A 15,085-nucleotide genomic window follows, 5' to 3' on the forward strand; every position below is an offset into this window, starting at 1 on the left:
AAGAAAAATAAGTATGCTTGCACTTGCATTTCCGAAGCAAAAACCTAACAGAATCAATTTTTTCTTTACCCAGCTCTTCTACACTGGGTGTACCTCTTAAGGCTTACGAACCTTTAACTATAACAAGCGGATTTTCCGCATCACACACTGGAGGATAACTGTGCAAATTATCACCACAGATATCGCAGTCATCGGCGCAGGCGGCGCTGGTCTTCGCACTGCAATTGCAGCCGCTGAAGCAAATCCTGATTTAGAAGTCGCTCTGATTTCTAAAGTTTATCCTATGCGATCTCATACGGTTGCAGCGGAAGGAGGCTCAGCAGCAGTTATCAAGGAAGAAGATAGTCTCGACAACCACTTCAACGATACCGTTGGTGGGGGTGATTGGCTATGTGAACAGGATGTTGTTGAATATTTTGTGGCCAACTCGACCCGCGAGATGGTGCAAATGGAACAGTGGGGTTGCCCATGGAGCCGTAAAGAAAATGGCGAAGTCAACGTGCGCCGTTTTGGTGGAATGAAGGTCGAACGCACTTGGTTTGCCGCCGACAAAACAGGCTTCCACATGCTGCACACTCTCTTCCAAACTTCAATGAAGTACCCACAAATCAATCGATTTGATGAGTATTTTGTGGTGGATCTGCTTGTTGAAGATGGCGAAGTGCAAGGGCTTATCGCGATTCATATGTCCGAAGGTGAACTAGTAACCATCAAAGCAAAATCTGTGGTGTTAGCCACTGGTGGCGCGGGCCGTGTGTATCACTGCAACACCAACGGCGGCATTGTAACTGGCGATGGTATGGCGATGGCTTATCGTCATGGCATCCCTCTACGCGATATGGAGTTCGTGCAATACCACCCAACTGGCCTACCTGGCACGGGGATTTTGATGACGGAAGGCTGCCGCGGTGAAGGTGGTATTATCGTCAATAAAAATGGCTATCGTTATCTGCAAGATTACGGTATGGGCCCAGAAACTCCGGTAGGGCAGCCTAAAAACAAATACATGGAACTCGGTCCTCGCGACAAAGTTTCTCAAGCTTTCTGGCATGAACAACAGAAAGGCAACACCATCAAACATCCGCTTGGTGATGTGGTGCTGCTTGATCTTCGCCACCTCGGTGAAGAGTACTTACAAGAGCGTTTGCCGTTTATCTGCGAATTGGCGAAAGCTTACGTCAACGTTGATCCAGCAAAAGAGCCGATCCCAATTCGTCCAACCGTACACTACACCATGGGTGGTATCGAAACGGACGGACAGTGTGAAACGCGCATCAAAGGTCTGTTTGCGGTCGGCGAATGTGCCTCGGTTGGTTTGCATGGTGCAAACCGTTTGGGTTCTAACTCGTTAGCTGAATTTGTGGTCTTTGGCCGCGTTGCCGGTGAAAGTGCAGTGAAACGCGCAGCGGAATTCAAAGGCTGGAACGATGAATCTATCGCCAAACAAGTCAAAGCCGTAGAAGAGCGTATTGCAGCGCTGATGAACCAAGAAGGTGATGAAAACTGGGCCACCATCCGAACTGAAATGGGTCACACCATGGAAGCGGGCTGTGGTATCTACCGCCAAGAAGATTTAATGCAAGCGACGATTGATAAAATCACCGAGCTAAAAGCACGCTACAAGAACATTAGCATTAAAGATAAAGGCAAAGTGTTCAACACCGACCTTCTGTACGCTATCGAAGTCGGTTATGGCCTTGAAGTGGCTGAAGCTATGGCTCACTCGGCTATCTTGCGTAAAGAATCTCGCGGTGCGCATCAGCGTTTAGATGAAGGTTGTACTGAGCGTGATGATGTGAACTACCTCAAGCACTCTTTGGCTTTCTATCAACCGGATGCCGCTCCAAGTATCGACTACAGCGCGGTTAAGATCACGAAGTCTCAGCCGAAAGCTCGTCTCTATGGTGAAGCGGCAGAGCAGGCTGCTGCCGCGGAAAAAGCCGCAGCAGAGAAAAGCGCAGAGGAGCAAAAATAATGTCAGCAAATCGCATTCAAAAAGTAGACATTTTGCGCTACGACCCAGAAAAAGATGCTAAGCCACGCCTGCAAGCGTTTGAAGTTCCCTTTGATGACACCATGTCAGTGCTCGACGCGATAGGCTACATCAAAGATAACCTCGATAAGGATCTCTCTTATCGCTGGTCTTGCCGTATGGCGATCTGCGGTTCGTGTGGTGTAATGGTCAATGGCGTACCTAAATTGGCTTGTAAAAGCTTCCTGCGCGATTACCCTAATGGCGTGAAAATTGAACCTTTAGCCAACTTCCCAATTGAAAAAGATTTGATCGTGGATATGACTTCGTTTATCGAGCGTCTTGAAGCCATTAAACCCTACATCATTGGCAACGATCGCAAACCTGAAGATGGCACCAACTTACAAACGCCAGAGCAAATGGCCAAATACAAACAATTTGCTGGTTGTATTAACTGCGGTCTTTGCTACGCGGCCTGCCCTCAGTTTGGTTTGAACCCTGAGTTTATTGGCCCTGCGGCATTAACCCTTGCTCATCGCTACAACTTAGATAGCCGTGACCATGGTAAAGCCGAGCGTATGAAGCTTATCAATGGTGACAACGGCGCTTGGGGTTGTACCTTTGTTGGTTACTGCTCTGAAGTGTGTCCAAAACACGTTGATCCAGCGGCAGCCGTCAACCAAGGTAAAGTTGAGTCTTCAATGGACTTCGTGATTGCCATGCTAAAACCTGACGGTTCACCAAAGAAAGTGGAGGCATAAGGATGAGTAACCGTAAACCTTACGTTCGTGAAATGACACGTACTTGGTGGAAAGATCACCCATTCTACCGCTTCTACATGTTGCGTGAAGCCACGGTACTGCCACTGATATTCTTTACCTTGTTCCTGACCTTTGGCTTGGGCTGCTTGGTTAAAGGCCCTGAAGCATGGGAAGGCTGGTTAGGCTTTATGGCGAACCCAGTTGTGGTCGCCATCAATATTGTCGCGTTGGCGGGAAGTTTGCTGCATGCACAAACCTTCTTCAGCATGATGCCTCAAGTGATGCCAATCCGCTTGAAGGGTAAGCTAATCGACAAGAAAATCATCGTCTTAACTCAGTGGGCAGCGGTTGCATTTATCTCACTGATTGTTCTCATCGTGGTGTAGGAGCTTATAGTCATGAACAACAATTATAAGGTAAATCGCACGCCAAAACGTTCTGATGAACCTATCTGGTGGGGGCTGTTTGGTGCTGGTGGAACATGGTTTGCGATGATTACCCCGATCACCATTCTCGTATTGGGTATTTTAGCGCCATTGGGCATTATCGATGCCGAGGCAATGAGCTATGAACGCGTTTCAAGTTTTGCAACTAGCATCATCGGCGCGCTGTTCATCATTGGCACATTAGCCTTACCGATGTGGCATGCCATGCACCGTGTCCACCATGGTATGCATGACCTAAAATTCCACACAGGTTTAGTGGGTAAAATCGCCTGTTATGCGTTTGCAGGGCTGATTTCCGCACTCGCTGTCGTTTTTATCTTTATGATTTAAAGACAGAAACGTGATGACATCAAAGAGCTGCCTCGGCAGCTCTTTTTATTGCAGCACTCTCTCTCGTTTTTTAGTACAAAAAAGTAGGAAAATAAAAAAGGCCGCTAACCGAGCGACCTTCTTACTTATCTTGAGGTGATTATTTGACTCGACCTACATATTCACCAGAGCGGGTATCCACTTTGATCACTTCACCGATAGAGATGAACAGTGGCACACGTACCACAGCACCTGTGACCAACGTAGCGGGTTTACCACCCGTACCTTGCGTATCGCCTTTCAAGCCCGGATCAGTTTCAGCCACTTCAAGTTCAACAAAGTTTGGTGGCGTTACCGCAATTGGGTTACCGTTCCAAAGCGTCAACATGCAGGTATTGTTTTCCACTAGCCATTTAGCGCTTTCACCCACCGCTTTACGATCCGCCGCAATTTGCTCGAATGTTTCATTGTTCATAAAGTGGTAGAATTCGCCATCGTTATAAAGATAATCAAGGTCGATATCCATTACGTCAGCCGTTTCTACTGAATCACCTGACTTAAATGTTTTTTCCAACACTTTGCCAGAAAGAAGTTTACGGATTTTGACACGGTTGAAGGCTTGGCCTTTACCTGGTTTCACATATTCATTTTCGAGAATGACACAAGGCTCATTATCAAGCATAATTTTGAGACCGCCTTTAAATTCATTCGTGCTAACAGTAGCCATTTTTTCCTCTTACCATTCTTCGAGTTAAATTCAATGCCGCATATAATAACCCGAAAACTTGATTCTGTTGAGCAAAACTGGCTTCAACAATTAACGAATGCGATCTCAAACCCTGCCGATCTTCTCCAGAAGTTAGAGATTGATCCTGCCTTTTGGCAAAACGGGTTTGCCGCACGCAAACTCTTCGCACAACGGGTGCCACAAAGTTTTGTCGATCGCATGGAAAAAGGAAACCCTTACGATCCCCTGTTGCGTCAAGTTTTGCCACTCAATGAAGAGTTTGAGTGGCATGATGGGTACTCAAATGATCCGCTTGATGAGCAAAACAATGCCATTCCGGGATTGCTGCATAAATACCGCAACCGAGTGCTAATGATAGTCAAAGGTGGTTGTGCGATTAACTGCCGTTACTGCTTTCGTCGTCATTTCCCCTACCAAGAGAATAAAGGCTCAAAGCCGGTGTGGCAGCAAAGTGTCGACTATATTGCCGCGCATCCCGAGCTCAATGAGGTCATTTTATCGGGTGGTGATCCGTTAATGGCGAAAGATGAAGAACTGCGTTGGCTCATCGATGCAATCAGCAGCGTGCCTCATATTAAACGGTTGCGTATTCACTCGCGCTTACCCGTGGTGATCCCGGCTCGAATCACCGATACATTGTGTGAACTGCTGCGTGAAACTCGCTTACAAGTCATTTTGGTGACGCACATTAACCATGCCAATGAAATCAATCTAGAATTCAAACAGCAGATGAGTCGTCTGCGCGCCATCAATGTTACCTTACTCAACCAAGGTGTATTGTTAAAAGGTGTCAATGATAGCGTTGACGCGCAAGTCGCGCTCAGCGAAACCTTATTTGATGCAGGAATTTTGCCTTATTACCTGCATGTGCTGGATAAAGTGCAAGGCGCAGCGCACTTTTTTGTTAACGATCAACAAGCAAAAAAAATAATGACTGGTGTTATTGAACAAGTATCAGGCTATCTTGTTCCTAAACTCACTCGAGAAATCGGTGGCAGAGCCAGTAAAACACCGCTCGACCTGCATTTAGAGTAATAACAGTGCATCAAAAGATGCGGTTTACTATCAATCAACACACTCTAACCTTAATAATTTTTCGGAAAACATCATGCAATCTCTCGGACAATTTCTTGATCTTGGCCCCTTTAGTTGGGCTGCACTATTGTGCTGTGCTATCAATGGGTTACTGATTGGCATTGAACGCCAAACTCGAGGTAAACCAGTAGGCATTCGCACATCAATATTAATCATAGCAGGAACTTATTTCTTCCTCGCGATGGCCGTATCACTGTCCCCAAACACCTTGGATCAAGCCCGCGTGCTTGGACAAATTATTACTGGGGTTGGTTTTTTAGGCGCAGGCGTGATGATGACTCAAGATGGAAAAATCCATGGCGTCACCTCAGCCGCTGTTATTTGGGTACTGGCGTCACTGGGCTTGATGATTGGACTTGGCTACTTACAGCAGTCCGTGATTATTACAGTATTGGCATTGTGTGTGTTGTACGGCGTGGATAAGGTAGAAAATAGCTTTCAAAGTTTGCGTCGTGGTGTTCATCAACGCTTTAGGCGTCGTACATAATTCAATCACCCCCGCCCAAGGCGGGGGGTTTAGTTTCAGTCACCGATCACTTAGCAAAGTTAATGATAGGAAAACACTTAAAGAAACCGTTATCTGCACAGTTAATTAGACCAACTTGAACACCTTCAATTTTTGTGGTTTTGTTGAACAAACCCACTTGCACTGTTGATGTATCAGAAAAGTTGGCCGCACCAACATCAACCATGGTATTACCTTCAGAGTAGTTCACTAGACTGACGTTAGCACCTTGTACATTGTTGGTCAGATTCACTACACCCAAGTTAGCGCCATAAGTATTGCCTGTGTTCCAGTTTAAAAGACCCAACGATGCACCAGTCATCTCTTGGTTGACTTTCGATGCACCTAAAAGGCCTAAATTGACACCCGTCGTAGAGTTCGTTTCAGATAATCCAACAACGGCGAGATCTAAGCCTTTAACTTCATTCACTTTACCGTAAAGAGCCGCAACACGAACACCTGATACCGCATTTTCATCCGGCGCATTGAAGTTATCGATAGAAGAGAACATAACTGGAGTACCAGCCATCACGACAGAAGAAGATAGCGCAGCCGCTACGGCTAGTGCTGAAAGTACTTTTTTCATAAAGATCTCCATTGACCAATGAAACGGTTAATATTTGGTGTGTTTATGCCATTTCACTCACATTATTACTAAATTGTGCTCTGTGAAAGCAGAAAGTATAGAAGAATCAGATAGCTCAAGCGTCAGAATTGAGCTAATTATGCGAAAAAAAACCGGAGACAAGCTCCGGTTTCTTATTCAGAGGTGATAACTACATCATACCGCCCATACCGCCCATGCCGCCCATATCAGGCATTGCCGCTTCTTTCTTCGGTAGATCAGTCACCATAGCTTCGGTAGTGATCATAAGGCCCGCAACTGAAGCTGCGAACTGTAGCGCACTACGAGTCACTTTAGTTGGATCCAAAATACCCATTTCGATCATGTCACCATATTCGCCCGTTGCCGCGTTGTAACCATAGTTACCCTCGCCCGCACGTACATTATTAGCAACGACTGACTCTTCATCACCTGCGTTTTTGGTGATTTGACGAATTGGTGCTTCCATCGCACGCAGTGCAACTCGAATACCTACGTTTTGCTCTTCGTTATCACCTTCAAGACCAACCACTTTAGAAGCAGCACGGATCAGTGCAACGCCACCACCCGCAACAACACCTTCTTCAACAGCAGCTCGAGTTGCATGCAATGCATCTTCTACGCGATCTTTCTTCTCTTTCATTTCTACTTCAGTGGTTGCACCGACTTTGATCACTGCAACGCCACCTGCCAGTTTGGCCACGCGCTCTTGTAGTTTTTCTTTGTCGTAATCTGAAGTTGCATCTTCAATTTGTTGACGAATTTGTGCAGCGCGGCCTTTAATGGCTTGCTCTTCACCTGCACCATCAATGATGGTGGTGTTTTCTTTAGTGATAGAGATACGTTTCGCTTGGCCAAAATCTTCTAGTGTCACTTTTTCAAGCTCAAGGCCGATCTCTTCAGAAATCACAGTACCGCCCGTTAGGGTAGCAATGTCTTGTAGCATCGCTTTACGGCGATCACCAAAACCAGGAGCTTTCACAGCAGCCACTTTTACAATGCCACGCATGTTGTTTACAACCAGTGTCGCCAACGCTTCACCTTCAACATCTTCTGCAACGATCAATAGCGGACGAGAAGCTTTTGCTACTGATTCAAGAGCTGGAAGCAATTCGCGAATGTTAGAAATTTTCTTATCAACCAATAGGATGAATGGGCTATCTAGATCAACACTGCCCGCTTCTTGGTTGTTAATGAAGTAAGGAGATAGGTAACCACGGTCAAACTGCATACCTTCCACGACATCAAGTTCATCTTGAAGTCCTTGTCCCTCTTCCACTGTGATCACGCCATCACGGCCCACTTTTTCCATCGCTTCAGCAATGATGTTACCTACGCTTGAATCCGAGTTCGCAGAAATAGTACCCACTTGCGCAATCGCTTTAGTGTCTGAACAAGGTACTGAAAGCTCTTTCAATGCTTCAACCGCCGCCACGACAGCTTTGTCGATGCCACGCTTAAGATCCATTGGGTTCATGCCTGCCGCTACTGCTTTCAAGCCTTCAGTAATGATCGCTTGTGCTAATACCGTTGCGGTTGTCGTTCCGTCACCCGCAGCATCGTTAGCTTGAGAAGCAACTTCTTTCACCATTTGTGCACCCATGTTCTGGAATTTGTCTTCCAGTTCAATTTCACGCGCAACAGTGACACCATCTTTGGTGATAATAGGTGAACCAAACGATTTATCTATCACAACATTACGGCCTTTAGGGCCAAGGGTGACTTTTACTGCATCGGCTAGAACATTAACGCCTTCTAGCATTTTAATACGTGCATCGTTACCAAATTTAACGTCTTTAGCAGCCATCTTTAATTTCCTTTTCTAAATTCTGTTTTAATCAATCGTTTTTGAATCAGAGCAAAAATTACTCAATGCTTACTCGACAATCGCCATGATGTCGTTTTCAGACATAATGAGCACTTCTTTACCGTCGATTTTTTCCGTTTTAGTACCGTAGCTTTCTGCAAAAATAACCGTATCACCCACTTTGACATCCAGCGGTTGTACCGAACCATTTTCAAGGATTCGGCCTTTACCTACTGCTAAGATGACGCCGCGAGTTGATTTCTCTGCAGCGGAACCTGTTAGAACAATGCCACCAGCAGATTTAGATTCAACTTCCTGGCGTTCAACGATAACTCGGTCGTGTAATGGACGAATGTTCATCGGTCGTCTCTCCTGATTAGATTTTCCGTTAGGTTTATGAAAAGGCTGATTACTCAGCTTGTGAGTGATATGTGGGGGAGCAAGCAGGGGATCCCAAGGGGGGAAAGCGAAAATTTTGTGATCCATTTAACGAATTGATAGCGAATCTTGGTTCTGTGCTGACAAAAGTTACTAGCGGCTCATCCTGTATAGTCAATAATTTGCTTTATTAAGCTGCTTCTTCATAATAGATAAGGCAAACAGAGGAATGCGATGAAAACCATTGACCGAATACTTCAAACCATTAAACGTGACGGAGCGGTAACTGCCAAACAACTGGCAGACGGCCTAGGAATCACCACCATGGGAGCGCGCCAGCACCTACAAAGTTTGGAAGATGATGGCATTGTGGCCTTTCATGATGTCAAAGTTAAAGTCGGACGCCCTACTCGGCATTGGTCTTTGACGCAGCAGGGCCACGACCAATTTGCTGATCGGCATGGCGAACTTCTCATACAAGTGATTGATGCCGTTGAGCACCTTTTTGGTAAAGAAGGGCTAGCCAAAGTGGCGGCAGAGCGTGAAGCTCACACACTAGCACAGTATCAACACGCATTAATTGATTGCCACAGTTTAGAAGAAAAACTAGCCAAGCTAGTGACGCTTCGTGAGCAAGAAGGCTATATGGCAGAGCTCATTCCATCAGCGAACGGCTACACTTTAATTGAGAACCATTGCCCTATCTGTAAGGCGGCAACGCGTTGCCCCAACTTGTGCCAATCTGAACTTAATATTTTCCAAACGTTGATCGGTGAACAATACGTGGTTGAACGAAGCGAACACATCATTGTAGGTGAGCGCCGTTGTCGCTATCAAATCACCCCGCTAATATTATCTCAATAATAAGAAATGGCGATTTCGTTCCAACTCAACCTCTATTGATCGGTTATGCTCTTATTGTGTTGATAAAATAATCAACAGAAAAATGGTGTAAAGGAGAGAGATATGGAGCCCCCTCAAAAACAGGCCTTACCTTCTTTTGATGAGTTGGTTGAACTTGCCAAGCATAATCCAGATGCCTTTACGCAACTGAAAAAAGATATCTGTGAAGAGATGATCCTCTCCTCTTCCAACAATATGCAAGACAGATTATGGGCTCAGCAAAGTCACATTGATCTAGTAGTAAGCAAATGTAAAAACCCCGTTCACACCAATGTGATATTAATGCGTGAGCTCGCTGAGCAAATGATGAAATTTAGAAATGCCTTAGATGGCAAATCGGCGCGCACTCAACCGAGCGCAACCATCATTCCATTTGTGCCACGTCACAACGATTGGCGTTAACCTCGATATTTAAAGCTTTTTAAAACAACAGGAGGCATTGGCCTCCTGTTGTTTTTTTATCAATTTTTTTCTATTAAGTTTACTCAAGTTCAGGCCCGTAGCGATTGCTGCCTTGCGTTCCTTTCATAAAGCCACATTCGATCAAAATCCATGAGCCACAAACTAGTGCGACCAATGAGACTAATGACTCTACCATACTGGCTTGAGTGGCGATCTCGGCACTGGCAAAAGGTATACTCATACGGCCTATCACCAAGGGGACATTAAGCAATAACCACCACGCAGATTTATCTCTGTCATGCCAACGTTTTACCGTGATGGCCAAATCAGGCAATAACACCACTAGCAAAAACAGCGGCAAGATCAGGTGCGCATAGGCGGGAAACATTTGGTTTGCAGCGAATGCGAAGCCCATAATAGATGCGTAATAACAGAGATTCCACATCCAAAATACTTTACGCCCGATGCGTCCTTGAAATGAAAATAGCCGTTCTTTAATCAACATTTTGTTACCTAAAATGGTTAATTTACAACCTTTTGGAAGCAATCTTTATCCATATCACGCACATTCACGGTCAGACTCCTGACTTGACTCGCTTGCTGTTGCAATACCGCCATTAATTGACGTGACAACTCTCTTTTTTGTTCCGGTGTCCGCCCTGACAGTAAATCAAAGCTGAGATGAATAAAATCAACACTGTCGCCCTCTTCACCAATGCACCAATGGTGGCAGCGTAGTGCCCGTGATTTCACTGAGTCAGCGTCAAATAATCCGCAGCGAAGTGCGACTTGGTGAAGATCTTCCAATAACCCTTGAACATTCACACGTTCATCCACAGAGTTCGAGTATTCCATAACAAGGTTGGGCATACGAATTCCTTTTCTTCATTCATGATCAAATTTCAACACTGGTGAGCCTTATTGGTATCACTAGCTTTTCTTTTAACAGCCACTAATAGCAATTAATCTCATAAAATCCGAGCCATTATCGGCTATTCTGTCTATCTGATCACTGATAAGGGGTGTCAAGCATTGCTGAAGATCCCATAAAGTCATGACTCGAATCATGATCTGACCGATTTTATCTGTTATATTCTTTCGCAATCACGTTTATTTTTGACATTCATTGATTTTAACTTTGATAGATAATGGAGATATTCCTATGCGTCATCCTGTAGTTATGGGTAACTGGAAACTAAACGGCAGCAAAGAGATGGTTGTTGAGCTGCTAAATGGTCTGAATGCAGAGCTTGAAGGCGTAAAGGGTGTTGATGTGGCCGTTGCTCCACCAGCACTTTTTATTGACCTAGCAGAACGCACACTAACAGATGCGGGTAGCGCGATCATTCTGGGTGCCCAAAACAGCGACGTACACAACAGTGGCGCATTCACTGGCGATATGTCTCCAGCAATGCTGAAAGAATTCGGTGCAACTCACATCATCATTGGTCACTCTGAGCGTCGTGAATACCACAACGAATCCGATGAATTTGTCGCGCAAAAATTTGCATTTCTTAAAGAAAATGGCCTAACACCAGTACTTTGTATCGGTGAATCTGAAGCGCAAAACGAAGCTGGCGAAACAGTAGCCGTGTGTGCACGTCAACTTGACGCTGTGATCAACACTCAAGGTGTTGAAGCGCTAGAAGGTGCGATCATCGCTTACGAACCAATCTGGGCGATCGGCACAGGTAAAGCAGCAACAGCAGATGATGCACAGCGCATTCATGCCGCCATTCGCGCGCACATTGCTGCAAAATCAGAAGCCGTCGCGAAGAACGTTGTTATCCAATACGGCGGTTCTGTAAAACCTGAAAATGCAGCAGCTTACTTTGCACAACCAGACATCGATGGTGCTCTAGTGGGCGGTGCGGCGCTTGATGCGAAAAGCTTTGCAGCTATCGCAAAAGCAGCAGCTGAAGCGAAAAAAGCGTAATTATTCACGCTAGTTATCATTAAGCAAGGTCAGCATTTGCTGGCCTTTTTGTTTTCTTAACTGACGCGACTCTTCACATCCTACGGCTATAGTCGCGATCGCTAGAATCAAGTATCCTAACGTTTTGCTTAGCCTACGTTACCCGTGATGCACGATAAACACGGCCTATTAACGGCCCCGATTCCCAATGTGCTCCAACAAATGACGATCCCAATGATTTTTGGTTTGATCGCGATCTTGATGTTTAACCTAGTCGATACTTTCTTTATCTCGCTGTTAGGAACCAAGGCGCTTGCCGCCATCAGTTTTACTTTTCCCGTCACCTTTGCAATCAACTGCATCACCATGGGCATTGGCATTGGGCTCTCAACCAGTATTGGCCGCTTACTCGGTCAAGGTGACGCTAAAAATGCGGCGCGTTTTTCTAGTCACGGCGTGTTGCTGGCTGTGGTGCTGGTGACTCTCGCTTCAATTCTGGGTTTGCTGACCATTAAGCCACTCTTCCTACTGCTTGGTGCCACTGACGATTTAATCCCGTTGATTGAGCAATACATGCAGGTTTGGTATTTGACCATTCCTTTGCTCGTTATTCCCATGGCGGGTAACAGCGCAATTCGAGCCACAGGTGACACCAAAACACCAGCTAAAATTATGATGCTTGCTGGTTGTATTAACGGCCTGCTCGATCCACTGTTGATTTTTGGTTATGGCCCTTTCCCCGGGTTAGGGATGCAAGGTGCAGCGATTGCCAGTGCATTCAGTTGGTTAGGCGCACTGTGCGGATCGCTATATGTCTTAATCAAAAGAGAAAAATTATTGGCATGGCCGTATTTTCCTACTTTATGGCATGACTGGCAGCAAATCTTAAAAGTAGGTACACCTGCGGCACTCTCCAATGCAATGAACCCACTCTCTGGCGCACTATTGATGATGATGTTGGCAAGCCATGGCACCGCTGCCGTGGCCGCTTACGGCGCCGCACAGCGTATTGAGTCGATACTCATTTTAGTCTTGATGTCACTAACCTCAGCACTGACTCCCTTTATGGCACAAAACATCGGCGCCAAAAACATTGAGCGTAGCTTTGCCGCTCTGTTCCTCAGCATGCGTTTTTCTATCGTATTTCAATTGATGATTTTTGCGATGATGGTACCGCTGAGCATCCCTTTATCAGCCCTATTTTCTCAAGAGCCCTCAGTGCGCGAACTATTGTGGCACTATTTGCTGGTGGTGCCACTGAGCTATGGCTTTCAAGGCATTGTGATGATGCTTATCTCTGGGCTGAACGCACTTCATCAACCCATTCGTGCTTTTCAGTGGAGCGTGATGCGACTATTTATATTCACCCTTCCGGCTGCATGGTTAGGTTCGTATCTCTATGATGTCGAAGGGCTGTTTATCGGGATTGCCGCAGGCAATACCTTAGGTGGAGTGCTGGGTTATTACTACGCCCTGCGTCTAAAACGAACTTACCCGTTTCTCTAGTACTACCATTTATCTGGTTGAGTACGTTGTGGTGAACTAAATATAAAAAAGCCAGCATTCATGCTGGCTTTTTTACTTAGAAGAATCATAACTTAGAAGCATCGCCTTTCAGCGCGAGAAACTACTCTTCAATCTCGTCAAGGTCATCATCTAAGTCCATAACCACATTTAAAGGCTCTTGCGACAAAATAATGCCAGTGTTGTCAGCATAGAGATAATCTTCAGGTAGGAATGTAACGCTACCGAAATTCACCGCAACATCAACCTCACCGATACCTTGTGTAGAAGCACCAACAGGAATAGACGCTAAGGCTTGGATACCAATGCTCATCTCTTCCAGTTCATCCACTTCGCGGACACAACCGTAAACGACCACGCCTTCCCACTCATTTTCTTCAGCAAGAGAGGCCAATTCTGCATCAATTAACGCGCGGCGCAGTGAACCACCACCATCAATTAACAGCACCCGTCCTAGCCCATCCTGCTCTAGTACTTCGCGGATTAAGCCATTATCTTCAAAACATTTAATCGTCGTAAGCTGGCCAGCAAAGGATGCGATTCCACCAAAGTTACTAAACATTGGCTCCACTACATCAACTTGGTCGAGATAAATATCACATAACGCAGAGGTGTTGTATTCCATAATGGTTCTTCTCTTGCCGAAAATTATCTTCATCGAGTATATAGGCTCATTAAGTCATTGCAATGACAAGCGACGATTAACTCGTCAGAGTTTGAGCTATAACAATTCCAACAAATAACAAGTTGGTGATCAGTGAGCATTTGACGATGGCAGGCATCATAGGCGCTATCTGCGCAGGTTGATCACTCACCCACACCGCTTTACCATGCTTTACCACCACCACAATACTCAATAAAAAAGGAAAACTAATCCACATTGGGCTGCTTTGCATCACTAAATACCAAGCAAAAGCGATCACCGCACCCGCCAATAGCATAAAGTGATATTGCTTGGCACGCGTTTGCCCAAGACGTACGGCAACGGTTTTTTTACCGCAAACTGCATCATTTTCAATATCACGCATATTGTTGACATTGAGCACAGCGACCGCCAATAAGCCACAGCCTAACGCGGGTAAGAACAGGCTCGGTTCCACATGGCCGGTATGCAAGAAATAGGTTCCAGACACCCCAAGTAAACCAAAGAAAATGAATACGGATAAATCACCTAAGCCGACATAGCCGTAGGGTTTGTTACCGACCGTGTAAGCAATCGCGGCCACGATAGCGAGCACGCCCAGCCCGACAAAAGCCAGAATACTTTGCACGCTATCCAGTGCATAAAAGATCAACACCAAACCCGAGATAACCGTCAATGTGACGTTAATCAGTATCGCTTGCTTCATGTCATTGAGCGTCACCGCACCGGATTGAATCGCTCTGATTGGCCCTAAGCGAGCCTCATTATCCGTGCCCTTGACCGCATCACCATAATCATTTGCAAGGTTAGATAAGATTTGTAATAAAGTGGCGGTAAGCAGAGCAAGCAGCGCCACTGGCAGCAAAAAATGGCCCGATGAGAAAGCTAACGCGCTGCCCGTTAAAATAGAAACTAGCGCGAGAGGGAGCGTTTTAGGCCTGGCGGCATCAAGCCAGATATGGAGCGAGTTCTTCATGCAAGGTCACTGCCGTTCAAAAAAGGGGTCAGTATATACTGTTCTGTTGGCGAGTATAACACGGCAATAAAAAGCCCGTCACTTTGGACGGGCTACA

Annotated in this window: 18 protein-coding genes; 10 read left to right on the forward strand and 8 right to left on the reverse strand. The window is 45.8% G+C overall.

The features are described from left to right. Positions 1-160 precede the first annotated feature (160 nt). The 4 genes from frdA to frdD are packed head-to-tail and all read left to right on the forward strand — an operon-like array spanning position 161 to position 3,509. Positions 161-1,975, forward strand: a complete 1,815-nt coding sequence (gene frdA / locus CCZ37_RS11820; RefSeq protein WP_094500592.1) for a fumarate reductase (quinol) flavoprotein subunit — start codon at positions 161-163, stop codon at positions 1,973-1,975. Then, positions 1,975-2,733, forward strand: a complete 759-nt coding sequence (locus tag CCZ37_RS11825) for a succinate dehydrogenase/fumarate reductase iron-sulfur subunit (RefSeq protein WP_010317642.1) — start codon at positions 1,975-1,977, stop codon at positions 2,731-2,733. The genes frdA and CCZ37_RS11825 overlap by 1 nt, the downstream gene beginning before the upstream one ends. A 2-nt stretch (positions 2,734-2,735) precedes the next feature. Further along, positions 2,736-3,119, forward strand: a complete 384-nt coding sequence (gene frdC / locus CCZ37_RS11830; RefSeq protein ID WP_094500593.1) for a fumarate reductase subunit FrdC — start codon at positions 2,736-2,738, stop codon at positions 3,117-3,119. Between the two features lie 12 nt (positions 3,120-3,131). Further along, positions 3,132-3,509 carry a fumarate reductase subunit FrdD gene (gene frdD / locus CCZ37_RS11835; protein WP_010317640.1) on the forward strand — a complete coding sequence of 126 codons (378 nt, stop codon included), beginning with the start codon at positions 3,132-3,134 and terminating at the stop codon, positions 3,507-3,509. A 139-nt stretch (positions 3,510-3,648) separates the two neighbouring features. Here frdD and efp read toward each other — a convergent pair whose 3' ends face one another. After that, complete coding sequence (gene efp / locus CCZ37_RS11840) at positions 3,649-4,215, reverse strand: elongation factor P (protein ID WP_094500594.1); 567 nt, start codon at positions 4,213-4,215, stop codon at positions 3,649-3,651. A 33-nt stretch (positions 4,216-4,248) separates the two neighbouring features. On the opposite strand from efp, the gene epmB reads away from it, so the two are divergent. Beyond that, on the forward strand, positions 4,249-5,271 hold the full coding sequence (epmB, locus tag CCZ37_RS11845) for an EF-P beta-lysylation protein EpmB (protein ID WP_094500595.1): 1,023 nt from the start codon (positions 4,249-4,251) through the stop codon (positions 5,269-5,271). Between the two features lie 73 nt (positions 5,272-5,344). Next, the gene (locus tag CCZ37_RS11850) at positions 5,345-5,818 is read left to right on the forward strand and encodes an MgtC/SapB family protein (protein ID WP_094500596.1); all 474 of its coding nucleotides are present in this window, start codon (positions 5,345-5,347) and stop codon (positions 5,816-5,818) included. Between the two features lie 46 nt (positions 5,819-5,864). Here CCZ37_RS11850 and CCZ37_RS11855 read toward each other — a convergent pair whose 3' ends face one another. From CCZ37_RS11855 to CCZ37_RS11865, 3 genes are all read right to left on the reverse strand, one after another. Then, positions 5,865-6,422 (reverse strand): VC2662 family protein, encoded by a 558-nt coding sequence (locus tag CCZ37_RS11855; protein WP_167372410.1) that lies wholly within the window; start codon positions 6,420-6,422, stop codon positions 5,865-5,867. A 190-nt stretch (positions 6,423-6,612) separates the two neighbouring features. After that, on the reverse strand, positions 6,613-8,247 hold the full coding sequence (gene groL, locus CCZ37_RS11860) for a chaperonin GroEL (protein WP_010317635.1): 1,635 nt from the start codon (positions 8,245-8,247) through the stop codon (positions 6,613-6,615). Between the two features lie 69 nt (positions 8,248-8,316). Continuing rightward, on the reverse strand, positions 8,317-8,607 hold the full coding sequence (locus tag CCZ37_RS11865) for a co-chaperone GroES (RefSeq protein WP_010317634.1): 291 nt from the start codon (positions 8,605-8,607) through the stop codon (positions 8,317-8,319). Positions 8,608-8,859: 252 nt separating this feature from the next. Between CCZ37_RS11865 and CCZ37_RS11870 the strand changes: the two genes are divergently transcribed. After that, positions 8,860-9,489 (forward strand): helix-turn-helix transcriptional regulator, encoded by a 630-nt coding sequence (locus CCZ37_RS11870; protein ID WP_094500598.1) that lies wholly within the window; start codon positions 8,860-8,862, stop codon positions 9,487-9,489. Between the two features lie 102 nt (positions 9,490-9,591). Further along, positions 9,592-9,930, forward strand: coding sequence for a DUF3135 domain-containing protein (locus CCZ37_RS11875; protein ID WP_010317630.1), 339 nt, complete (start codon positions 9,592-9,594; stop codon positions 9,928-9,930). 79 nt (positions 9,931-10,009) lie between these two features. Here CCZ37_RS11875 and CCZ37_RS11880 read toward each other — a convergent pair whose 3' ends face one another. Both CCZ37_RS11880 and CCZ37_RS11885 read right to left on the reverse strand, forming a co-directional pair. Then, positions 10,010-10,435: a DUF805 domain-containing protein gene (locus tag CCZ37_RS11880; protein WP_167372411.1), complete on the reverse strand. Its 426-nt coding sequence runs from the start codon at positions 10,433-10,435 to the stop codon at positions 10,010-10,012. Between the two features lie 17 nt (positions 10,436-10,452). Next, complete coding sequence (locus CCZ37_RS11885) at positions 10,453-10,800, reverse strand: 5-carboxymethyl-2-hydroxymuconate Delta-isomerase (protein ID WP_017043199.1); 348 nt, start codon at positions 10,798-10,800, stop codon at positions 10,453-10,455. A 292-nt stretch (positions 10,801-11,092) separates the two neighbouring features. On the opposite strand from CCZ37_RS11885, the gene tpiA reads away from it, so the two are divergent. Then, positions 11,093-11,866, forward strand: coding sequence for a triose-phosphate isomerase (tpiA, locus tag CCZ37_RS11890; protein WP_094500600.1), 774 nt, complete (start codon positions 11,093-11,095; stop codon positions 11,864-11,866). 147 nt (positions 11,867-12,013) lie between these two features. Then, entirely contained in the window at positions 12,014-13,351 is a 1,338-nt protein-coding gene (locus tag CCZ37_RS11895; protein ID WP_094500601.1) for an MATE family efflux transporter, read from the forward strand. Positions 13,352-13,472: 121 nt separating this feature from the next. On the opposite strand, the gene rraA is transcribed toward CCZ37_RS11895, so the two are convergent. Then, a complete protein-coding gene (gene rraA, locus CCZ37_RS11900; RefSeq protein ID WP_094500602.1) occupies positions 13,473-13,994 on the reverse strand; it encodes a ribonuclease E activity regulator RraA in 522 nt (173 codons plus the stop codon). Positions 13,995-14,070: 76 nt separating this feature from the next. Beyond that, complete coding sequence (locus CCZ37_RS11905) at positions 14,071-14,988, reverse strand: 1,4-dihydroxy-2-naphthoate polyprenyltransferase (protein WP_094500603.1); 918 nt, start codon at positions 14,986-14,988, stop codon at positions 14,071-14,073. Between the last annotated feature and the right edge of the window lie 97 nt (positions 14,989-15,085).

Source organism: Vibrio qinghaiensis (assembly GCF_002257545.1).
Lineage (GTDB): Bacteria > Pseudomonadota > Gammaproteobacteria > Enterobacterales > Vibrionaceae > Vibrio > Vibrio ordalii.